The 22,335-nt window shown below is 38.8% G+C and carries 19 protein-coding genes and 1 pseudogene; 14 read left to right on the forward strand and 6 right to left on the reverse strand.

Translation table 11 applies throughout. From position 1 onward, the window contains the following. The first annotated feature begins 8 nt into the window (after positions 1–8). The 10 genes from fruK to Xmir_RS00655 all read left to right on the forward strand — a co-directional run bounded on the left by fruK (position 9) and on the right by Xmir_RS00655 (position 10,978). Entirely contained in the window at positions 9–986 is a 978-nt protein-coding gene (fruK, locus tag Xmir_RS00610) for a 1-phosphofructokinase (RefSeq protein WP_099112769.1), read from the forward strand. After that, positions 983–2,674, forward strand: coding sequence for a PTS fructose transporter subunit IIBC (gene fruA, locus Xmir_RS00615; RefSeq protein ID WP_099112572.1), 1,692 nt, complete (start codon positions 983–985; stop codon positions 2,672–2,674). The genes fruK and fruA overlap by 4 nt, the downstream gene beginning before the upstream one ends. 322 nt (positions 2,675–2,996) lie before the next feature. After that, a protein-coding gene (locus tag Xmir_RS00620) for an IS1 family transposase (RefSeq protein WP_208620367.1) occupies positions 2,997–3,709 on the forward strand; the annotation gives its coding sequence in 2 pieces (ribosomal slippage) (positions 2,997–3,249 and positions 3,249–3,709; 714 coding nt in all). 670 nt (positions 3,710–4,379) lie between these two features. Further along, complete coding sequence (locus Xmir_RS00625; protein ID WP_099112573.1) at positions 4,380–5,447, forward strand: Gfo/Idh/MocA family oxidoreductase; 1,068 nt, start codon at positions 4,380–4,382, stop codon at positions 5,445–5,447. 40 nt (positions 5,448–5,487) lie between these two features. After that, positions 5,488–6,732, forward strand: a complete 1,245-nt coding sequence (locus Xmir_RS00630) for a phenylacetate--CoA ligase family protein (RefSeq protein ID WP_099112574.1) — start codon at positions 5,488–5,490, stop codon at positions 6,730–6,732. Between the two features lie 8 nt (positions 6,733–6,740). Continuing rightward, positions 6,741–7,991, forward strand: a complete 1,251-nt coding sequence (locus Xmir_RS00635) for a hypothetical protein (protein ID WP_099112575.1) — start codon at positions 6,741–6,743, stop codon at positions 7,989–7,991. 11 nt (positions 7,992–8,002) lie between these two features. Beyond that, on the forward strand, positions 8,003–8,878 hold the full coding sequence (locus Xmir_RS00640; protein ID WP_099112576.1) for a phytanoyl-CoA dioxygenase family protein: 876 nt from the start codon (positions 8,003–8,005) through the stop codon (positions 8,876–8,878). Positions 8,879–8,934: 56 nt separating this feature from the next. After that, positions 8,935–9,576 (forward strand): ABC transporter ATP-binding protein, encoded by a 642-nt coding sequence (locus Xmir_RS00645; protein WP_099112577.1) that lies wholly within the window; start codon positions 8,935–8,937, stop codon positions 9,574–9,576. Next, entirely contained in the window at positions 9,573–10,298 is a 726-nt protein-coding gene (locus Xmir_RS00650; RefSeq protein ID WP_099112578.1) for a hypothetical protein, read from the forward strand. The genes Xmir_RS00645 and Xmir_RS00650 overlap by 4 nt, the downstream gene beginning before the upstream one ends. Then, entirely contained in the window at positions 10,298–10,978 is a 681-nt protein-coding gene (locus Xmir_RS00655) for a hypothetical protein (RefSeq protein WP_099112579.1), read from the forward strand. The genes Xmir_RS00650 and Xmir_RS00655 overlap by 1 nt, the downstream gene beginning before the upstream one ends. 175 nt (positions 10,979–11,153) lie before the next feature. Here the strand turns inward: Xmir_RS00655 and cuyB are convergent, their stop codons facing one another. Next, entirely contained in the window at positions 11,154–11,831 is a 678-nt protein-coding gene (cuyB, locus tag Xmir_RS00660; protein WP_099112580.1) for a cysteate racemase, read from the reverse strand. Between the two features lie 128 nt (positions 11,832–11,959). On the opposite strand from cuyB, the gene Xmir_RS00665 reads away from it, so the two are divergent. Beyond that, positions 11,960–12,850: a LysR substrate-binding domain-containing protein gene (locus Xmir_RS00665; RefSeq protein ID WP_099112581.1), complete on the forward strand. Its 891-nt coding sequence runs from the start codon at positions 11,960–11,962 to the stop codon at positions 12,848–12,850. A gap of 80 nt (positions 12,851–12,930) precedes the next feature. Here Xmir_RS00665 and Xmir_RS00670 read toward each other — a convergent pair whose 3' ends face one another. From Xmir_RS00670 to Xmir_RS00680, 3 genes are all read right to left on the reverse strand, one after another. Continuing rightward, positions 12,931–14,190 (reverse strand): dicarboxylate/amino acid:cation symporter, encoded by a 1,260-nt coding sequence (locus Xmir_RS00670; RefSeq protein ID WP_099112582.1) that lies wholly within the window; start codon positions 14,188–14,190, stop codon positions 12,931–12,933. A 342-nt stretch (positions 14,191–14,532) separates the two neighbouring features. Beyond that, on the reverse strand, positions 14,533–16,059 hold the full coding sequence (gene abgT / locus Xmir_RS00675; RefSeq protein ID WP_099112583.1) for a p-aminobenzoyl-glutamate transporter: 1,527 nt from the start codon (positions 16,057–16,059) through the stop codon (positions 14,533–14,535). 42 nt (positions 16,060–16,101) lie between these two features. Then, positions 16,102–17,418 carry an amidohydrolase gene (locus Xmir_RS00680; RefSeq protein ID WP_099112584.1) on the reverse strand — a complete coding sequence of 439 codons (1,317 nt, stop codon included), beginning with the start codon at positions 17,416–17,418 and terminating at the stop codon, positions 16,102–16,104. Between the two features lie 371 nt (positions 17,419–17,789). Here Xmir_RS00680 and Xmir_RS00685 point away from each other — a divergent pair, with 371 nt between their 5' ends. Beyond that, positions 17,790–18,689, forward strand: a complete 900-nt coding sequence (locus tag Xmir_RS00685) for a LysR family transcriptional regulator (RefSeq protein ID WP_099112585.1) — start codon at positions 17,790–17,792, stop codon at positions 18,687–18,689. A gap of 88 nt (positions 18,690–18,777) precedes the next feature. Here Xmir_RS00685 and Xmir_RS00690 read toward each other — a convergent pair whose 3' ends face one another. Next, positions 18,778–19,275: a hypothetical protein gene (locus Xmir_RS00690; RefSeq protein WP_099112586.1), complete on the reverse strand. Its 498-nt coding sequence runs from the start codon at positions 19,273–19,275 to the stop codon at positions 18,778–18,780. Positions 19,276–19,513: 238 nt separating this feature from the next. On the opposite strand from Xmir_RS00690, the gene Xmir_RS29760 reads away from it, so the two are divergent. Beyond that, the gene (locus Xmir_RS29760) at positions 19,514–19,645 is read left to right on the forward strand and encodes a hypothetical protein (protein ID WP_279627195.1); all 132 of its coding nucleotides are present in this window, start codon (positions 19,514–19,516) and stop codon (positions 19,643–19,645) included. 107 nt (positions 19,646–19,752) lie between these two features. Here Xmir_RS29760 and Xmir_RS00695 read toward each other — a convergent pair whose 3' ends face one another. Next, positions 19,753–20,283 (reverse strand): P-loop NTPase family protein, encoded by a 531-nt coding sequence (locus Xmir_RS00695; protein ID WP_099112587.1) that lies wholly within the window; start codon positions 20,281–20,283, stop codon positions 19,753–19,755. Between the two features lie 256 nt (positions 20,284–20,539). On the opposite strand from Xmir_RS00695, the pseudogene tssF reads away from it, so the two are divergent. Further along, positions 20,540–22,296 (forward strand): annotated as a pseudogene (tssF, locus tag Xmir_RS00700) (type VI secretion system baseplate subunit TssF). Positions 22,297–22,335 lie beyond the last annotated feature (39 nt).

The following is a 22,335-nucleotide window of genomic DNA, read 5'->3' on the forward strand; positions in this document are numbered from 1 at the left end:
CAAATAGCATCAACAAAAAAGTCGCGACGATCACCCTAAACCCTGCTTATGATCTGATTGGACGGGTTGAAAGCATCAAAACCGGCGAAGTCAATCTCATCCAGACCGCGGGATTATATCCGGCAGGCAAAGGCATCAACGTTGGCAAGATCCTCAAAACACTCGGTATCGACGTCACCGTAGGTGGTTTTCTGGGCAAAGAAAACCAGAGCACCTTTCAAAAACACTTTGCAGAACTGGGCATCGTCAATCGATTTCAGGTTATAGAGGGACGAACACGCACCAACGTCAAACTGACTGAACAGAATGGTTTGGTTACTGATTTCAACTTTTCAGGATTCAGTGTCAGCAAAGAAGAGTGGCAACGCTTCGCCAAAGATTCCATCCAGTGGCTAGGTGAATTCAATATGGTGTGCGTAAGCGGCAGCCTGCCAGCGGGTGTAGAACTGGATGACTTCACTGAATGGATGCAGCGCCTACGCGAAATCTGTCTGTGCGTGGTATTTGATAGCAGCCGAGAAGCCCTGACTGCCGGACTCAAGGCTCTACCGTGGATGGTCAAACCCAACCGCCGCGAACTGGAGATCTGGGCGGGGCGGCCTTTACCGACATTCGAAGATATCATCACTGCCGCCCATCAACTGCGTGCCACGGAGATCTCGCACGTTGTCGTTTCATTGGGTGAAGAAGGCGCGGTTCTGGTCAATTCAACGGGAATATGGCTCGCTAAACCACCGCATTGCGAAATCGTCAGCACCGTTGGCGCAGGTGATGCCATGGTCGGCGGACTGATTTACGGCCTGATGATGGGACAAGACAGTGAGCACACATTACGCCTTGCTACCGCCATCTCCGCTATGACTGTCAGCCAAAGCAACATTGGGAACATCGACCGCCAGCAACTCGCCCGACTAATGGCAAAAGTCGAACTGACTGCGTTAACCCCTAATCCATCGAAAAACAACAATAAGAAGAGAACATCATGAAAACACTCATTATCAGCAACGATAAACAGGGACAGGCACGCGCTTACCTCGCTAAACATATATTGGAAAATACAGCCGTCAGGCATGGCCTTTCTCTTGTTACCGACGTGGACAATGCCGAGCTGGTGATCATTATCGGTGAATCTGCACCAACCTCACTTAACCTGCACGGCAAAAAAGCCTTCACAGGCCCTGCTGAACAAGCGATCCGTGAACCGGAAACATTTCTCCATCATGCCAAAACAAAAGCCAATATTTACCAACAGCAAAATATCGTCAGCATGGATCAACAAAACCCCGTCAATATCATCGCTATCACCGCCTGTCCGACAGGTGTTGCCCATACATTTATGGCAGCCAAGGCACTGGAGACCGAAGCACAAAAACGCGGCTGGCAGATCAAAGTAGAAACCCGTGGCTCCGTGGGAACCAATAACGCGATTACCGACGTAGAGATTGCAGCAGCGGATTTGGTGATTGTAGCGGCAGATATTGATGTAGATCTCTCGTCATTCTCCGGAAAACGCCTCTATCGTACCTCCACAGGCGCAGCCTTGAAAAGAACCACTCAAGAGCTGGATAACGCATTAACCGAAGCAGAGATTTACACAGCCACAGGCAGCACTTCCGCTTCCAACGCGTTCAATCCGTCCATCAATAAAAAACAGGAAAACCCCAATATCTATCAACACTTGATGACCGGCGTATCCTACATGCTGCCGATGGTTGTCGCAGGCGGATTGTGCATCGCATTGTCATTTGTATTTGGCATTGAAGCCTTCAAAGAACCCGGCACATTAGCATCAGCACTCATGCAAATCGGTGGCGGCTCCGCACTTGCTTTAATGGTGCCCGTGCTTGCAGGTTATATCGCCTATTCCATCACAGGACGCACCGGATTAGCGCCCGGACTCATTGGTGGTATGCTCGCCGTCAGCACTGGCGCAGGATTTCTTGGTGGTATTATCGCAGGCTTCCTTGCGGGCTACGTTGCCAAGCTCCTGACAACCAAACTACATCTACCGCAAAGCATGGAGACATTAAAACCGATTTTAATCATCCCATTGGTCGCGGCGTTAGTCACCGGATTAACCATGATTTATGTCGTGGGTAAACCCGTAGCCACAATTATGGAATGGCTGACCCACTGGCTGAAATCAATGGGAACCACCAACGCGGTGATCCTTGGCATGATTCTTGGCGGCATGATGTGTACGGATATGGGCGGTCCGGTTAACAAAGCGGCCTATGCGTTTGGTGTCGGGTTGTTAAGTGCACAGACCTATGGACCAATGGCGGCAATTATGGCCGCGGGAATGGTTCCACCATTAGCAATGTGGCTGGCAACCATGATTGCACGGAATAAATTTGAGCACAGTGAGCGCGAAGGTGGAAAAGCGGCACTGGTATTGGGGCTGTGTTTTATTACCGAAGGGGCGATTCCATTTGCGGCGAAAGATCCGGTTAGGGTACTGCCAAGTTGTATTCTGGGTGGTGCAGTGACGGGGGCGCTTTCGATGTACTTTGGTGTGCAACTCATGGCACCACATGGTGGGTTGTTTGTATTATTAATTCCGGGAACGATTACGCCTGTATTGGCTTATTTGGGCGCTATTTTGGTTGGTGCAATGCTAGCGGGTGGAGTTTATGGGGTGGTAAAGAGAAAGGAGATTGGGGTAGTTAGTTGAGGTTTTTGTTTGGGAGGAGTTGCGGTTATTGGCAACTCCTGAAACTCATTTATCAGCTTTCCAAGATAATTTTTTACGACACAGGTGTAGTAATGACCCCTCTTCAAGGGTTTTTGATATAAATGACTATTCAATTGATAAAATTGATTCAATTTCTTTACTGAGACTGTTAGCAATTATTGTTCTACTATATCTATGTAACTTATACCTCACAATTTATCAAATAAGAAATAAAAATAAATTCAATAAAATACAGTATATTGGGTCATGACTCCAAGGCGTTAATTTGATTATTATTATGCTTTTCCAGAGGGGGATCATCATGTCTGTCACGATAGCAGTTGTTTGCCGATACTGCAGCCAAACAGAACCAGTCCGTAAACACGGAACAGGTAAAGCGGGTTTTCCACGCTATTACTGTAAAGACTGCCAAAAAACCTTTCAACTTAACTATCGTTACAATGGTCATAAGCCTGGCATGAAAGAAAAAGTGATTGATATGGCGATGAATGGTTCTGGTGTCAGGGATACCGGTCGTGTTTTAGGCATCGGCATCAACACGGTTATACGGACTTTAAAAAACTCTCACCAAAGCAGGTAACATCAAGGCAGGAGGCTTACAATGATGTCACGCTCATTTGCGAGTTGGATGAACAATGGTCTTTCGTAGGTAATAAAAAACAACGTGATTGGCTTTGGTATGCTTTTGATATAAAAAGAAAACAAGTCATAGCCCGTGTATTTGGTCCCCGAAACGATGAAACCTGCCGAAAACGCCTTGATTTATTGGCACCTTTCAATATTCGTTTTATGACGACCGATAACTGGGGAAGTTATGCTCGGGAAATTGAACCAGAAAAATATTTGGTGGGCAAAATTTTTACCCAGCGTATAGAGCGACATAATCTTACTCTACGCATTCATATCAAACGATTAGCAAGAAGAACGATTTGTTATTCACGTTCGATAGAAATTCATGAAAAACTTATGGGTGCCTATATTGAAAAACATCATTATAACGCTTTGGAATCATGACCCGTTTTTGATTAATATCAATGTGAAGATCAATATGAAACTGAAACAGCCAAGTTGCCGATTATTATATTACTGTATCTCTGGTGAGAGTCGTCGGATATCTTTTTAATACCTACATAGTGTATGAACTATTTATCGTATTAATCTTCGGTTGTTAACTTATCTTTTTTGCTCTTTTTATCCGTCAAAGAAAGTGTTTAGAGGTCATTAATCGAATTATTTTTTAAAAAACTGTTAAATCAAATGGTTAACTGTGAAAATTAGTTAATTTGCGGTACGTTTAAAAACCGTTAAAAATGTAATATAGTTGTTTCTAATTTGTTGTGTTATGTTATCAGCCGTATCGTTAAGATACAACCACTAGAGATTATGGCTTAATTGATTTAAAGAGATATATATATTTTTAATATAATTAAGAGGTTATATATCACTCAGGCATATATCTCAGTTTATAAACTTATATGAGGATATTATTATGAAATCAAATAAAAAAGTAATCGTGAAGTTAACAGCGTCTGATAGCGTTGGCTAATAGAACTATTGAATGGCTTTATAAAAATAAGTGTTGGGGGTATTCATGCCCAACACTTTTCAGGATTATGATATAATTTACTTTTTTGTGATTTATAAAAAATGTATTTATTGTATAATTTCATTATAAGGAAAATATATGTTTATGATAATTGTCGGCTTAGGGAAAATAGGGGGGTTATATAAAGATAGATTAAAGTTTCTATTACCAAAAACAAATGTTTATACTATTGATCCATATAAAAAAGAAGCTGATTTTTCTGATGTAGAAACAGCCATATATTTTTTTGAAAAGAACTCCATGAAGAATTGCATATGGATTATATCTGCCCCTACACCTGTACATTGCACCATAATAGAAACTATCATCTCATCACAATCTGGGTCTAAAATTCTAGTTGAAAAACCATTTTGTCATAATAAGAATATAGATAAAATATCACTTTTAATTAGAAAATGCGAGGAAAAAAATACAAGGATAGTTGTTAATGATATTTATAAAAATTCCTTAATGGTGAAAAATATAGCAGAATATATTAAGGATGAAAAAATTTATTCTATAACGATAGAAATGAGCAAAAATAGGAATAAAGATATAAGTGAAGGTAGATTTGTTGATAATGAAATTGGTATTGTAGGATATGAATGGTTTCACTTATTAAGTTTGGCAGACATTATTCTTGGAAAGAAGCGAAATGATTACAAAAAAACAAAAACAAAAATAAGAATGTCATCAAATGAAAAGGCGGTAGGAGTATATGAAACATGGAATAATGATGAATCAGATTTATCGTTGATTTCTAATCTCGATGGATTCATACAATATCTACCACCTAATTGGGTTTTAAATCACCTTAATAAAAATATAAAAAGAAATATCAAAAGCACAGGGAATATACCTTATGGGTCACAGTTTAAATATAGAATTATTAATATAAAAACAAACAAAGCAAGATATTTTGCTTTGTTTGAATTTAAATTTGATGAGATTAAAATAGATTGTAAAAAAGATTATAAAAACTCTCACTTGTTATTAAGGAAGGATGAAAGCGGCATAGTCGCAAGATGCTTTAATGAAAATCATTTTGATACGTCTTTATTAAGAAATATAGATAAACTTAAAGATTACAATGGATCTATTCTTCAATTTAAAAATATAGTTAATAATGCTGCTTATTTCCCAATAATACCACTTGAAAACATATAGATTTAAATTTGTTAAATAGTACTTTAAAAGGGGATATAGTATGAAAAATGTTAATGTACGTCATAATTTTCCTAATGATAAGGTTGTTGAAAAGTATCTACCTATTTATAATGAAGAAATTATAAAAAAATATAATAACTTTATCTTTTCTTTAACTAATCCAATGCAACTTCCTGAATGTTTTTTTAACGAAAATGAAATGGAAAAATTGAGAAAAGTTCCCGTTTACAATAAAATAAATAGCAACATTATAAAAAATTATCCTATCATAACAAAAAGAGATGTAAGTTTTAATGATGACTATTGCTCAGATGATGAAGATATAACAGATATAATTGAATTTCACACTTCGGGGAGTTCTGGTACCCCATTAGTATTTTGGCAACATCCATGTACGGTATTAGAGATGTTACTTTTGAGATATCATAAAATAGTTGCTATCTATGGTAGAAATGTATGGTCAAATGATCTATATGGCTCTTTGTTTATAACAGATAATATAGAAGCAGGAAATGCATTCTTCCCTGATATTTTTCAGAAATCAAAAGGATTTTTAAGATACGCAATGTCATTCCAGAACAATATTAGTGATGATTTGAAATTAATCAATAAAATAAATGCATCAATATTATCATCTAAACCAAATATATTAAATATGTTAGCAGATTTAAAATTAAAAGGTGATTTAACTATAAAGCCAGATTTGATTTTATCTGGAGGGGCGGTATTGACAAAAGAGCTAAGACATAGGATTGAAAATATATTTGAGTGTAATATTGTAAGTCAGTATTCAATGAGTGAATTTGGTTTTATAGCCTCAGAAAGGTGCGATGGTGTAATGCAACTGGATTCATCTTCATTGAGAGCCGAAATTCTAAATCCAGATGAAAATGGACAAGGGGAGCTTATAATCACTAAAGTTGATAAATATATGCCATTTGTCAGATATAATACAAAAGATATTGCTAAGATTGAAAATAATGAACACGCTGTTTTAATAAAAGAACTGGTTGGACGTTCTATTGTTTTATGGGAAATAAATGGTTCAAAATTTTCTCCAACTATATTTATGCATATATTTAAAAATATAAAAGGGCTTGTCGAATATCAAATAACCAAGGTAGACGAAGGAAAGTTTGATGTAAAAGTAGATATTTCAGATGAAGATTATAATGTTTTTATTGAATATATCACTGATAGATTTCCTAATGGATGTGAAATTTCTTTCCATAGGGAAAATTTTACAAACGACTCGAAATTCCAGAGATTTCGTACCAATTTATAGGTCATATCATGAATGAATCCGCTAAAATAAATAAGTATGAAATTGGTAGCTACATTTTACTATGTAGTGATTCTTACGTTGATGAACAATGGAAATATGATAGATACTCTTTAATTGATTTTATTGAGGAAAAAATAAAAGACTACGATGTAAAATGGGTTGAGGTTTTTTTAAAATGTATTAATGTAGATGAAGAATCCTATGGTTCATTTCTTCTTAATACTGAAATTGACAATGAGCTGACGATTTTATATTTATTACATAAAATATATCTTAATAGCGTTGAAATAGAGTGGTTAGAGGAATCTATTTTAAATGCGGTTATAGCAATAAATCCATTGATAACATTTGATTATAGAATGTTATTGGCTGAATTTATTATAAAAAAAACCAAGAAAAAAGAAAATATAAAGTCAAATTTGTTAAATTTCATTCAAAAAAATAAGTGCATATCAAAATTAAAAAGAAGAAAACAGTACGAAAAGTGGAAATTGGCAACAGATGGAATAGATCATATATACCCAATCCCTGATAATAATGATGAATTAGATTTAATTATTTATCATGCCAGTAAGAACTGTACTATATTAAATATAATAACAGTAATAGAGCGTGTTTTATTTTTATCAAAAGCGGAAATGGAACCTGATGCTTATTATAATAATAATGTATTTGAAAATATTAAAAACGATTTAACTTCTTGTTTATTAAGCCCTTTAGATTGGATTGTTTCATGGGATAAAGAAGTTGTTGAGTTTGAAGGCTTTAATTATTCTATAGCAGAACTCCTCAGAATTTTGTTGTTAAATGGTCGATATCATATTCCAGATAAAAGAAAAAGAACATTGCTGTTAAGTTTCTATAGAAGTGTATTACGAATTTCAAGTGGTGCTATTATTGGGTTGGAAGCGGGTGTATTTCATGTTGAACATGGCAGTTTATGTTCACCAAGTTGGTATTATATGGGGAGATTTTCAGCTTTAGGAAAAGGATGCAAGGTTGATGGTGTAGGGGGATTTGCAATGCTAAAGGGTGCATTTGCAGGAGGTGGTTTTATCCCTATTCTTATTCATACCCATAAGCATATTTCCTCCAATGGGAATACAGGTATTAAAGAGAGAAAAGTGATAAAGCCATGTATCCTGGAAATGAAAAAATATAGTAGGATTCCAATGAGTTTTATTGGGATATATGAGGCTGTTGATTATTTGGAATATGATGCACCATATAATGGTTTGACTTCTTATTCTATTAGATAGGGATAAATATTATGTTAAATATTGCACCTGAAGGATTTAGTATTGAACAATGGAATGCCTTCAAAAAAAATGGTTTTTTAATCATAAAAAACGCATTGAATTCATATGATATTGAAAAATATAAAAATGAGATTATAAAGTCTTGTAGTTTTGAATCTCAGATTGATGATAATAACTCTCATATGGATAGAAATATTGTTGAAAATAATAGTGTCTTTGAAGAGCTTATTGATAATAAAAATCACATAGGATTTATCTATGATATTTATGGTGAAATGATCAAATTATTATTGAGCCAATTTTTCGTCAGACCACCGAATGGAACATCAAGAAATAATTGGCATATTGATGGCCCACGTAACCTTCCATTCAATGTATTTAGTTCATTGCCACTTAGAGTCAAAGTTGGATATTGGCTGACAGATATACCAAGGATAAATATGGGAAACCTTATTTATATTCCTGGTTCACACTACTCCCAAACATTTCAAGAATATAATACTCATTCTCCAGTTTCCGATGAAGTTAACCTTTTGGTTGAGGCTGGAGACATTACTTTAATGTGGGGAGGGCTTTGGCATCGTGTATCTGAGAATTTAAGTAATATAACAAGATATAATATATTCCTTGAATATGGCCCATCCTGGATACAAACAAGTGATAGGTATGTTTCAGATCTTGATTGGGCTAAAAAACTCTCAAGAGAAAGAAGAATTATAATGCGTGCATATGATCACCCAAACTATAATATAAAACCACCAGCAAAAGATATACCTATATATTTAACAACTGATGGTGATAGATCTGTTTTCCAGAAACAAGTCCCAGAAAAATTAAGAAAATATGTGACAAGCATTGAAATTATGGAAAGGAAATTATTTAAGTAATTTCAGGTTAATTTATAATGTGTGATATTTTTAACTAGTTGTAAAAAGGGGAAACGATGCTAAAAGTTACCGATCTTTGTTACAACAATGGTGGCCTGAATATTCTTAATGCTCTTTCGTTTTTATTGAATGCAGGGGAATTTCTTGCCATCACAGGGGAGAATGGCAGTGGCAAATCAACACTATTGAATATATTGGCAACGGTCTTGCAACCTACACGTGGTCAGATCCTTTTTCATGACCGTAATATTTATCATGATTTATCCCGTTATAGGCAACAAATCGGTGTTTCTTTCGGTGCCCCTTCTGGTTTCTATCCCCGATTGAATGCCATTGATAATTTGGTTTTGTTTTCTCACTTAAAAGGTAATGGATTAAGCAGAGCCGCCGCCAAATATCTGGTATTGGAAACCGGTTTGAAAGAAGTGGATATTTATAAACCCTATGCTAATTATTCATTGGGAATGCGCCAACGGTTACATTTGGCAAGGGCATGCCAGGCGCACTATCCATTATGGATAGTGGACGAACCGACCAATGGACTGGATAGTGATGGTATTGATTTCCTGCATAGCAAGATAGAAAAACATTGCGCCAACAATGGGATGATTATTTGTGTTTCCCACGATAAAAATTTTATCGATAAACATCAACATAGGGAAATTAAATTATTAAAAATTATGGAGGATAAAAAATGAGAAATAATTTTTTCTATGAATTGATGTTTTTTACAAAAATTCAATGGCAGGAAAGAATTGTCACTTCCTCTTTTTTAATTGGCATTAGTCTGCAAAGTATTGTATTGGCAATCCACTGTTATTTATACAATGGCGATAATAGCAGCGCACTTTTTTTAGCCATAAGATCAGGTTTATTTACCTGCATTAGTATTTTATTGTTTTCTGCCATGTCAAATATATCCAATGAATTTAAATTTGAAACTATTTCCTATGTTATTTCATCAGGCACTCCATTTTATAAATTAATTTTATTAAGATCTACGGCTAATGGGTTTATCAGCTTGCCAGCCATTATTATTCCTTTTGTTGGATATATTATGCGCGACATTAATATTAACTCGATCATTCTATTTTATATTACGGGCGAGTTATTATTCACCTGTGTATTCTGCTTTGTTATCTCTTTTCTAATTAATTTATGGAAGCAACCTATTCTGGCATTGCCGTGGTTTGGATATATTCTTTTTATTATTGGCCTGAATCTATTTAATTTGCCTTGGGTTAATAAAATATCGATGATATTCCCGAGTTATTGGTTATTACAAGAAATAAGCCATACCTCTATTTGGCTATTTTTTATTACACTATTTATTTGGCTTTCTACGGTTTATTGGCTGAATAAAAGAATAAATCAAAGATTGGAAAAATATTTACAAGACGGCAGAATGAGGATGAGCTAATGAAAATAATGATTTTAATTTTTAAAAACTATTTTAGGCAAATAACAATTAAAGAATATATTATCCTTGTTTTCATTCATGTTCCATTAAATATTATTATTTTAATAATGATGTTTTCTGAAAATAAAAACAATTTCATTGATGTATTTTTGCACAAATATTCTTATATATTTGCTTCTCAAGCCTTTGTTTCTGGTTTATTGTCGTGGGAAGTTGAAGTTTATGCAGGTATTTACCCCTATATGTCGACCAAAGTATATAAATTAGTTTTATCAAGAACGCTATTTTTTATTACACGATTATTACCAATAACGCTTATTTCCATTTTATTGCTTATTTTTATAAATGCCAGTTTATATTCTATAATACATATTATATTATTAATGATAACAATGGGAGTATTAGGCACAGGCTTTGCTTTAAGTTATGGATTTAATTCTGAAAAATCATTAAATAACATTAACCATCTGAGCATTTGGATATTTTCCATGATGCCGGGAATGGCAATTCCTTTGGAAAGTTCTTTATCACCTTATTTATCCTTTATATTTCCTCAATCTGTTTATTCTATTGATGAACTTTTTATTGAATTATTAAAGTTAACTTTATATTTTATTATTGCATTGTATTTAATTTGTAAAAATTATTATCCGGCGAAAAAAATGTATTTTAGAAAATAGTCAAATAATGAGATTGAATAAATATCGATAAATACTAACCATATTTAGCATATGATGACATTCATCACTAACTTCTTCCAAAAATGAATCATATTCTACATTATCAGCTAAATATTTTTTCATAATAGTGAGACACGCCTATTTATTTTTTCTGTCAGATTACACCTGAAATAAACTAACACCAATCAATCGCACATCTAACCAACTCCTCCGTAGCATCAATATACTCCTTCTTATCACAATCTTTCCTAAGAATAACCGGTATTTCAGTACACCCCATAATAAACCGCTCAACACCAATATTTTTAAGCTGATAAATAACAGGTTTTAATAACTGATACGCCCTTTCCCCATCCCCACTTTTATAAGCCAGAATACTGTCCATAATAACTCCTTGTTGAATATCATCAGGAATAACAAACCTTACATTCTCTTTTCTCAATCTGTCTTGGTAAAGATTTGCCTTTATCGTCCCAGTTGTCGCAAGAATAGCAATATTATTAACACCTTCACTGACAATTTTATTACAAGTAATATCAATTATATTCAAAAAATGAGCTTTAGTAGATACCCTTAATTCATCATACCAATAATGCGCTGTATTGCATGGCATAATAATACACTGTGCTCCCGCCGCTTCTAATATTCGCAATGCGGCCAACATCTTATTTAATGGCGATTCCCCACCAGAAAGTATACTTGCCGTTCTGTCAGGAATATCTGGGAAAGAGATCGCAATCACCGGAATATGCTCTTGATCACAAGTTGCAGGTGTGTTTTTAATTATTTTTTCCATTGCGTCCAGTGTTGCTGCTGGTCCCATACCACCAAGGACTCCAATTATTTTTTTCATGTACCACCTCCGTAAATAATCGCTATGATGGCACAACAACGATTGTTCGTAATTGCAATATTTCTATGTGTCATGCTGTATTTGCATAAGTCATTTTAGGAAATCCAATCAATAATAAGGTTTAATTCATGCTTAATAATATTGAGTTGAAGTGGTTATATGATGCGGTGATGTTGGAAGAGTTACGAAGTTTTACGCTTGCCGCAGAACGGAGGAATATATCACAATCTTCTTTTAGTCGGCGAATTCAGGCGCTTGAAAATGCGGTCGGCTTTGAAATATTTAATCGTAATTCAAATCCACTACAACTTTCGTTACAAGGAAGAGGATTTATTGTTTATGCCAGGAATCTTCTTGGTGATATAGAATATCAAATCGGTAAAATAAAAGGTGGGAAAATATCTAAATACCGCATTAATATCGCCGCAGCCCATTCGCTTTCTATTTCCCTCTTACCTCAGTTAATTTCCGGTTTCGCAGAGAAGTCGGACAAGGTTTTTAATGTCGAATCCATTAATGTTGATGAAGCGGTCAATAATCTTAAAAACGGCAAAAATGATTTTATTTTGTCTTTCTTTAATGAAGAGCTAATGACGTCACCGTTCCTTCATCATAAGGTGTTGGATGCACAGTTATATCTTGTTTCTGGCTGTAAGCCTGATGGAAAGCCGTTACATTATCTGGAAAATACGCCCTTACCATTGATGAAATACACTGATGAAAGTTATATGGGGCGTCAGGTCAATCAGTTACTGGAGAAAGATTTCAAAGATCAGTTCACTTATTTTTGTCTTTCATCCATGAGCGAACTGTTGAAACGTATGGTGCTGGAGGGTCACGGCGTCGGCTGGCTGCCGGATTATTCAATCCGTGAGGAACTCAAGAAGCAAAAGCTGTGTTTGTTGGCGCCAGAGCAAGCTTCGATAAAAATGGGGGTTTTCATTTATCGAACTCACTCCCGCCTTAATCCTTCTTCTGAGCGCTTTTGGCAATATATGAAAACACGATGCACCAATTAACCGTTCTTCCATCAAATTAAGAACCTATTGGGATAGACTCAAACTTGTTGTAATCGCTGAGCAGAGTACAGCAAGTCTGTTCAAACTTCTTGGCGCAAGATTTCGCCTCCCTGCTTTTCTTCCAACTTAGCAATCACGGCCGTAGAAATACTGTTACCGACTACGTTAGTCGCTGTACGTCCCATATCAAGGAATTGATCAATAGCGAGGATGAGTAAGATCCCAGCTTCCGGCAAATGGAACATGGGCAACGTGGCCGCAACCACCACCACCGAAGCACGTGCGACGCCTGCCATACCTTTACTCGTGATCATCAGCGTCAACATAATCAGGATTTGTTCTGTGACGCTCAGGTCAATGTTGTAAGCCTGTGCAATAAAGAGTACCGCAAAAGATTGGTACATCATTGAACCATCCAGATTAAAGGAGTAGCCCAACGGTAATACAAAACTGGAGATTTTTTTCGGGACACCAAAACGATCCAGTGCGTTCATGGTCTTGGGATAGGCCGATTCACTACTTGCGGTCGCAAATGCTAATGTCACCGGTTCCCGAATCAATTTCATCAGTGAAAACATACCATTACCGAGGAAAAAGAACCCGACGGCGGACAAAATAGCCCAGAGTAAGAATAGGCCAAGGTAGAAGAGTCCTATCAGTTTGCCGTAGTCATACAACAATCCCAAACCTTGAACAGTCACAGCGGAGGCAATGGCAGCAAACACAGCTATCGGCGCAAATGACATCACGTAATCGGTGATACGGAACATGATACGCCCCAGATCTTCAATCAAGGACACGATCGGGCTTTTTTTCTGGCTATTGTGGCTGATATAGGAAAGCGCTGCGCCAAAAAATAGGGAAAAAATCAGGATCTGCAAGATCTCATTATTCGCCATCGCGGAGGCAAAGCTACTCGGGAAAATATGGCTGATAAAGGTTTTCAACGAGAACCCGCTGGCATTCAAGCCAGTATTCACCTCGCCTTGCTGTGGGACTGTGATATTAAGACCAACACCTGGCTGGAATAGGTTAGCCATCAGCATGCCAATGCCAAGTGAGACTAACCCTGCGATAATAAACCATGCCATCGCTTTGATGGTGATGCGCCCGACAGAGGATGACCCGCCGATTGACGTCAGCCCGGTAACAATCGTGGCAAATACCAGTGGTGCGATGATCATTTTTATCAAGCGCAAAAATACATCGGTGATGATGTTGATATAGGAGGCAACTTCTTTTGTTTGGCTGGCATCAAGATAATGATGAAATCCCCAACCGGTAATAATCCCCAGTAGAATGGCGATAATGATCTGCTGCATGAGCTTTTGCCTATTCATAATGACCTCTTATTTTTCTATAAATATTGAAGGCAGTTTTGAATAAATATTTACATTTTTTTAACTTTTGATGAAATGCAAATGAAAGATGCAGCATGCAGAAAACGCATTCTTATATTGGAATTAAGAATTCATTCTCAATGATGATGAGATAAAAAATAGACATAACCACTTAACAAAAAACATAATGTTTTTCGTTGTTGAGTACCCTACTAAGCTATGCAAAATCTGGTGGCTTTCAACTCAACTTCGGTTACAAACATGTGGTGTAAATTCACTTGGCGCATGATTAAAATGATCATGCGCCTTACTTTTATTTCCGGTCATATCTTTTAATTAAAATCACGACAACACTGGGTAGATCCCCGGCCCAATCGGCAATCCAGCAAAATACCACCCTATCAGCAGCACTATCCAGACCGCATAAAACACCAAAGGATAAGGAAGGATTAACGTGTAATAAGTGCCTAATTTTGCATTTTGATAATAGCGCTGAAGAAAGCCTAAAAAGAGTGGCAGAAAAGGTGACAGCGGCGCTAAAGGTAATACCGCGGAATCGGAAATACGGAAGATGATTTGGGCAAAAGCAGGATGAAAGCCAAGCAAGACAAACATCGGTACAAAAATCGGGGCCAGAATCGACCAAATGGCAGAGCCACTCGCGATAAACATACACAGGAAAGAAGATAAGAACATTAATCCGATGAAAGCGGGAACACCGGTCATTCCCAAAGTTTCCAGTATATCAGTCAGCCCTATTGCCATAAATTTACCCATGTTGCTCCAGTTAAAGAAGGCAACAAATTGGGCCAGAGGGAAGACCATGATGATAAAGCCCGCCATGCTTTTCATGGGATCAACCAGCAGCTCAGGAATATCATTGGGCTTTTTTATCTGTTTTGTCGAAACACCATATGTAATCGACACGACGAAGAAAAACAAAATGATAACCGGCACAATCCCTTTGATAAATGGCGATGGAATGATTGTTCCAGTCTGTGGATCACGCAGTAATCCGTTTTCAGGAACGACCAGCAGCGCTGTAATACCAATGAAAACCAGCGCTGACAAACCACTCATCAGCAATCCACGATTTTGTTGTGGTGTGAGCTTTTCCAGCTTGTCATTATGACTGCCGTTCCAGGCAGGAAGACGCGGTTCAACAAATTTATCCGTTAAGATAGCCCCGGCAATCGTCAGTACAACCACGGAGGTTGCCATAAAATACCAGTTATCAATGACACTGACTTGTAAGTTAGGATCAAGTATTTTAGCCGCTTCGGTACTGATACCAGATAGCAGAACATCAGTAGTGACAATCAATAAATTCGCGGTAAATCCTGACGCAACACCCGCAATAGCAGCCAGTAAGCCAGCAACGGGATGGCGACCAACTGCAATAAAGATCAACGCCCCTAACGGCGGCATGATAACAAGCGCAGCATCCGATGAAATATGGCTGAAAAAGGCGATAAATAGCACCATATAGCTGGCATAACGTTTATTAATGCCAGACGCCATTTTATACATCAGGGATTGCAACAGGCCGACTTTTTCTGCAAGCCCCGCGCCAATAACTAACGCCAATATTGCGCCAAGTGGTGTAAAGCCACTGAAATTTTTAACAATATTCGGCAAAATCCACTGCAATCCTTCAGCACCAAGTAAGTTTTTAACTCTGACGAGTTCTCCATTTGTCGGATTTTTTACAACTAAATCAAACCAAGAAAAAATAGCCGTCGCGATCATTAAAACAGCGGTTAAATAGACGAATAAAACAAAAGGATTGGGTATTTTATTTCCAACTTTTTCGATCCAACCAAGAATACGTCCTGGGCTCTTATTGGCAGGGATAGTTGCTTCACTCATGGTTTTTTCCTTCGTGTATTTGCTGTCGTTATTATTTTTTAATCATGTTGTTCTGAAATCAGGCAGATGAAGTGCAATAGTGGCCAGTGTTTTCACAGCGGTTTTCATTACGTTCTCATCAAAGTCAAACCGTTCATTATGATGACCGGCACTAAGTTCTGTACCGAAAATGAGGTAAGTAGCTTGACCGCCATTCGCTTTAACCCGTTCCATAAAATAGGTCGCATCTTCCGAACCTGCGGGTTGCTGGAGGTTTTTGGCAACAGAGGAAAGTTCTGGGATATTTTTCTGAGTTTGTTGATAAATGAAATCGACCCACGCCGGGCTAGGCAGGCTACTTTGCGCGGCTCCCATTAGCTTTAGTTCATATTCAACGCCCTGCATTTTGGCAGCGCCTTCAATAATGCTGAGGGCTTGATGGTAAATGAATTCATTGATCTCGTTAGTTTTTCCACGAGTCTCTATTTTCATTAATGCGTAGTCAGGAACAACGTTACGGCCAATGCCCGCCTGTAACACTCCGACGTTAATGCGTGAGCTGCCTTCGCTGTGGCGAGGAATTGCATGCAGTCCCAGTGCTGCCTGAGCGGCAGCTAATAAGGCATTTCTACCCTCTTCTGGTTTCGCGCCAGAATGGGCAGAAACACCACGATAGGTAACATCAATTTTGGTAGTGGCAAGAAAGTTATCACAACCGCAGACTAATTCCCCGTGAGACACACCAAGGCCAAGATGGATAGCAATAAAGAAATCAACATCATCGACGACACCCGCTTCCACCATGGATTTTGCCCCCCGGGTTCCTTCTTCCGCAGGTTGAAAAATCAGTTTAATTTTTCCGGTCAGGTGGCTTTGGTGTTTTTTCAGTATATGTGCGAGGCCTAAGCCGATTGCAGTATGACCATCATGACCACAGGCATGCATCATGTGTGCGTTGCAAGAGGAAAAACCTTCAGCATAAGGACGATGGACATGGGTTTGCTCCTCGTTCAGATCAAGGGCATCCATATCAACCCGAAAGGCCAGTGTTGGCCCGGTTTTTCCTGTATCGAGTGTCGCAACAATGCCTGTGAAGCCACCCGAAAAGTGAGGAAGCCACTCAGCCAAAGCGCCCTGCTTAACCGCACGCTGTTCCTGCTCCTGTAATTCCTGCGCTGAAGGTAACCCCATTCTGGCTTCTGCCTTGAGAACCTCTTTTCCCATTTTCAGGCTATAACCCAAACGATGCAGTTCATCTGCCACAATCGTTGCTGTCCTGAATTCGAACCAGCCGGATTCGGCAAAATGGTGGAAATCACGACGCCAATTTTGTAATTTTTCAGTCATTTGCTGAATAGATTCGCTTAGTAAAATACCCATAATAATGCTCTCTTTTATTCCCCATTTTTCAATTTGCTGTTTTGTTGGCTATGTTCAATCACATCATTATTTATGTGATCTAAGATTCGTTTCTTTACTACAGCATGGAAATTTGAAATTTATTAGATATAGTTATCGGACAGGATGGAATTTATTTGGTTTATTTCACACATATTGGTTTGAGTTAATAGATTGAATTATTTTTATTTTAATCACTCCACTTACTAAGAATAATAATCAAAAAATATTTATTAACACTTTATTCCATATAACCACGTTATTTCTATTTTATAATGTAGACAATAAATTCAATTCAAATAAGATACAATTAACTTTACCTATATAATTAAAAGTTATCGTAAGAGAGAAAAATGGCGACACCAATAAAACTCAATCAACTACGTGCTTTTGTTGAAATCAACCGTCATGGCAGTATCAGGGCTGCCAGCCGGTTTTTGTCACTCTCGCAGCCTGCCTTAACTAAATCGATTCGGGAACTGGAAGATTCACTTGGTGCAAAATTATTTATACGCAGTAACCAGGGTATTTATTTAACAGAGTGCGGACAAGGTTTTTTACAACGTGCCAGTTTGATACTTGAGGAACTTCGCATTGCACAGGAAGATATTCAGCAACAAATTGGTTTGATCGGAGGGGTGGTTAATATTGGTGTTGCCGGCAGTATTGCACGGACCATTATGCCGAAAGTGATCACACAATTTCATCGTGATTACCCAACCGTAAATTTAAGAGTTGTTGAGGGGCAGTTATTAACTATGCTGCCTCAACTCAGACGAGGTGAATTGGATTTTACTGTCAATACCTATTATCCCGGCAGTTTGGATGCAGAATTGAACTTCGAAAAGCTGATGGAAAAAGAATACAAAGTAATAGTACGAAAAGGGCATCCAAAAGCGAGTGCAACCTCTTTAGACGAATTAGCTGATTGCAATTGGACGATGCCAACACCTAAGGACACTTATTATCGTAGATTACTTGAGACATTCTCATCACTGCATCACCCACCGGTCTTTAGTGTTACCTGTGAAACATTGATGTCGTGCATGAGCTTAGCCGCCGAAAGTGATTTCTTAACAATTGTGGCGGTAGATGTGGTTGATGAAGATTTATTTGATCAGCAATTTGTGGCGTTAAATCTTAAAGAACAGCTTCCGTTTGCCACTTTTGGCCTTATTCAACGAAAAGATACCAAACTCACTCCCGCCGGGGAATATTTAGCAAGGCTTTTTCGGATGTATTGTCGGGGTTGAGTTTTATTCCCAAGGAATTGGAAGCTTTAATAAATCAGCTTCCATCAATTTCAGTTTAATAAAGAACCGAATACAGCAAATAATATGCTTACTTCGCGTCTTCCAGGTGACTAATCTCAAAACCTACTGCACCGAAAATAATACTGGCCCGTATTTGTCCTCTTAATCGAAAATCGACAACCCAATCTCCATTTTCTTGCCAGATATACATTTTCTGACTCACTTCATGGCGTGTCGGATTGAGATTCAGCGCTCTTTTCTGATTAACATGGATTATTACCGGACAGCGTAACTTAGTTGGTTCAGCCTTAGATGGCTCACAATAGCCCACTTTCTCTACTGATTCGAAAACAAGCTGTCCTGTTTGATGTTGAAATTCACTGTCATGTTTAGCCCATTCATCAAAATGGGTTTGAATAGCTTGATGTATCTGGCTTTCAGACGGGCCATTATCATTGTCGTAGGGATTAGTGTTGGTATTAGTGTTGGTATTAGTGTTGATATTGGTATCAGAGTTGGTTTTATCACAACCAGTTAAAACAAAGCATAACAGTGTTATTAGGCTGAACAAATTAATAGCTTTCATGCTTATTTTTCCCTTAAATTATTTTAATATTTTTAACCTGAACTTTGGATGAAAAACAAAACTACTTGCCCGTTTAAGATCAGAGCTTCCGATCAAGAAAACAAATATAGACAAGCCAGTTTAGTCTTCTGCAATATCGATAATTGTAATCACTTATTCTTACCTCAATCGCAGGAATAGTAAGCATTCTGCATGTACTACACACTTTTAGAGCATAGTTACAGGAGCATATGGTATTTTGGAGCAATCGCTCAGTTATGAAGAAGTTCTTGAGACGGCGGAAAGAGTGAAAGAACAACTTGTTAAGTTGGTGGCAGAAGCTGTTATTCGCTTTTATTTTTTAATTTTGGGTTACTTTTCTATTGGATAGTGACCCAAATGACATCACCATAGATTTATATACTGTTAGTGGCAGATGAAATTAGAAAATTATTTTGCTTAGATATAAATATAATGAAAGGAAAACATCTCAATCGGTTATGGAGTTAGCCCCCATTCATCAAACTGCTTTTTAATCTCTTTAATCGATGAGAGTTTGATCTTCGGTATAGTCAATTGTTCAAACAATACCGCATAACGTTTTCTGCTTTTTGGTGTGACAACAGAAATATGATGGATCATTTTCCATTTGATGGTGTCCTTATTGCCTTCCAGAGCACCATAGCGATGGTTACGTTGGAATAGGGTTCTATTTGCATAACGTAACAGGCTTGATGGAGTCGAAACGTCTAATAAAATTACCCCTGTAGCTCTGGATAAGCGTTGTGGCAGACATCTTCCATAGTTTCCATCTATAACCCAGCTTTCCTCTTGTATTGCCCTATCATGCAATGAGAGGAATTCATCTACGGGACGTTCCTGCCAGTCTGTATTGGGTAAATGAAAAAACTGATCCAGATGAATCACTTTTAAATCACATCTCCTTGAGATCGCATGAGCAAAAGTAGATTTACCGCTGTTCGAAGGCCCTATAATACAAATTCTATTTCCTAAATCCGAAAGTTGCATAACATTCTCCAAGAGTTAGCGGTTAAGTATAGAGAGATCAAACGGTAGTTTCCCCTATTTTTATCTAAATTCCTTCTCAAAAACGGCTGACATCCCCATATCCCGCCAAAATCAGATGAAAATTGAATCTAATTGATTAATTAATTTTATTGATAAGGGTGTACAATAAACCACCTTGACTGACGAGTATCCATTTTATATCCATATGATTCAGCACAATACCGATCCCTGATGGATAAAACGTAAGTGAAATTCAATGAAAAACAACAAGGAATCGCTGTACCTGCAAGAACGCGCCTACCTGCGGGAACTGGCACAGTGTGTGGCGAAAGAATCGCCACATTTGGCTGATTTTCTGATTTCATCCCATGATCCCGATATTGAACGGGTTTTCGAAGCCTTTGCCCTGCTGACGTCCAATTTACGGGATAAACTGGACGATGACTTTCCCGAAATTACCCACGGTATTCTCTCGCGTATCTGGCCGTTAGCCCTGTCTCCGATTCCGCCGACCACGATAATGCAGTTCTATCCTGCCGGGGGCGAGCATCAGGGCAGCACCGATATTCCGGCGAGCACGTCCGTTTCAGCCAGCCTCAACGGGCAGTTACTGACCTTTAAAACCTGCCGTCCCCTGCATATTGAGCCGTTGATCGTGCAACAACGCACGGTGAAAAAACTGGCACCCACAGTGAAATCATGCTGACCCTGTGTCAAACCGGCGCCGTTTCTCCGGTCTGGCAAAGCGGCGCATTAACTTTTTTCCTCGGCACAGACACAGAAAAGGCGGCACAGCTCAGCCTGTGGCTGGATCAGCATCTCTGTGACGTCAGCCTGAGAACACAGGGAGAACGGCGAAAACTGGGCTGTTCCCCTTATGGCTGGCATGACCTGTTTGATAGTCCGGTGTTGCCTGCGCCAAAGAATACGTATTCCGGCCTGCAACCGTTGGTGGAATATTATGCGCTGCCTGAACTTTATAATTTTGTCACGCTGGATATCAGCAACAGTTGCACAAAAGTGCCACTGAATACAGACGGCACGTTTGAACTGATTTTTCGTTTTGAAGGTGAATTGCCACTGGAAAATGTCGATGAGGCATTTTTGTTGGGCTGCGTTCCCGCCATTCAGCTGGAAAACCGGGTCAGCCCAACCATTGCACTTGAGGCTGGCAATCACCGCTATCCCCTGCCATTGGGGGAGTCGGTACGATTGTTCCGGCTGCGTGATATTCAGGTCGTGCAACAGCCTGATGACAGTGAGCAACGGGGCACGCCTTATCGTTGGCTGCCGATTGAACAGTTTACTCCCGCTGGGCGTTTTCGGGATGAGAATGAGCAACCCGACACGTTTTACTATCAGCTTCAGACCGAACAGGATTTTTTAGGCAGAATACAGCACTGGTTGCACTTTTTTAATTTGACGGGCAAACCAGCAAGCGACTTACCCGCCATTGAGGTTTCGTGTTATTTCACTGGCTACCATGAACAGGCACCGGGATTAACGCAAGAGACCATCAACGTGACACAGGAAGGCTCACCGTCTCATCTCAGCGCACGCAATATCACACCAGTCACCACCGATTACCCGCCGCTGTTACAGGAAAATAGCGGCTGGCCGTTGCTGTCCTGCCTTTCCAGTCCGCCGATGATGTTGTTTGCCACCGACAGCTTGAAACAGTTTCTCCGGCTGTTTGACCCGTATGCTGACACGCATCGTCCACTCAGTCGCCAGTTCCGCCAACATATTGACGGTATTGTTCAGGTCAAAGAACGCCTGACTGACCGGATGCGGCGAGGCCGCCCCATTCGCGGGCATTTACTGTCACTTACGCTGAACCCTGACTGCTACCGTAATCTGGGCGAGATGTACCGATTTTGCCGGTTAATCAATCAGGCGCTGGCCTGTTTTATCACCCGGTCTTCGTTTGTCATGCTGGAGGTTTTCACCCCGGACAGCGGCAAGGTGCTGTGGCAGTTCTGGCATGTCGGCGGGTTACGCCCGGAAATGTAATGGATTAAGGCACGCATGACATCAATCATAAGGAAAAAA

It is taken from the genome of Xenorhabdus miraniensis (assembly GCF_002632615.1).

What these genes read in the sequence shown, in the direction of transcription:
- fruA (WP_099112572.1), top strand. Translation starts at nt 983, where the DNA reads ATGAAAACACTCATTATCAGCAACGATAAACAGGGACAGGCACGCGCT.
- Xmir_RS00625 (WP_099112573.1), top strand. Translation starts at nt 4,380, where the DNA reads ATGTTTATGATAATTGTCGGCTTAGGGAAAATAGGGGGGTTATATAAA.
- Xmir_RS00630 (WP_099112574.1), top strand. Translation starts at nt 5,488, where the DNA reads ATGAAAAATGTTAATGTACGTCATAATTTTCCTAATGATAAGGTTGTT.
- Xmir_RS00635 (WP_099112575.1), top strand. Translation starts at nt 6,741, where the DNA reads ATGAATGAATCCGCTAAAATAAATAAGTATGAAATTGGTAGCTACATT.
- Xmir_RS00640 (WP_099112576.1), top strand. Translation starts at nt 8,003, where the DNA reads ATGTTAAATATTGCACCTGAAGGATTTAGTATTGAACAATGGAATGCC.
- Xmir_RS00645 (WP_099112577.1), top strand. Translation starts at nt 8,935, where the DNA reads ATGCTAAAAGTTACCGATCTTTGTTACAACAATGGTGGCCTGAATATT.
- Xmir_RS00650 (WP_099112578.1), top strand. Translation starts at nt 9,573, where the DNA reads ATGAGAAATAATTTTTTCTATGAATTGATGTTTTTTACAAAAATTCAA.
- Xmir_RS00655 (WP_099112579.1), top strand. Translation starts at nt 10,298, where the DNA reads ATGAAAATAATGATTTTAATTTTTAAAAACTATTTTAGGCAAATAACA.
- cuyB (WP_099112580.1), bottom strand. Translation starts at nt 11,831, where the DNA reads ATGAAAAAAATAATTGGAGTCCTTGGTGGTATGGGACCAGCAGCAACA.
- Xmir_RS00665 (WP_099112581.1), top strand. Translation starts at nt 11,960, where the DNA reads ATGCTTAATAATATTGAGTTGAAGTGGTTATATGATGCGGTGATGTTG.
- Xmir_RS00670 (WP_099112582.1), bottom strand. Translation starts at nt 14,190, where the DNA reads ATGAATAGGCAAAAGCTCATGCAGCAGATCATTATCGCCATTCTACTG.
- abgT (WP_099112583.1), bottom strand. Translation starts at nt 16,059, where the DNA reads ATGAGTGAAGCAACTATCCCTGCCAATAAGAGCCCAGGACGTATTCTT.
- Xmir_RS00680 (WP_099112584.1), bottom strand. Translation starts at nt 17,418, where the DNA reads ATGGGTATTTTACTAAGCGAATCTATTCAGCAAATGACTGAAAAATTA.
- Xmir_RS00685 (WP_099112585.1), top strand. Translation starts at nt 17,790, where the DNA reads ATGGCGACACCAATAAAACTCAATCAACTACGTGCTTTTGTTGAAATC.
- Xmir_RS00690 (WP_099112586.1), bottom strand. Translation starts at nt 19,275, where the DNA reads ATGAAAGCTATTAATTTGTTCAGCCTAATAACACTGTTATGCTTTGTT.
- Xmir_RS00695 (WP_099112587.1), bottom strand. Translation starts at nt 20,283, where the DNA reads ATGCAACTTTCGGATTTAGGAAATAGAATTTGTATTATAGGGCCTTCG.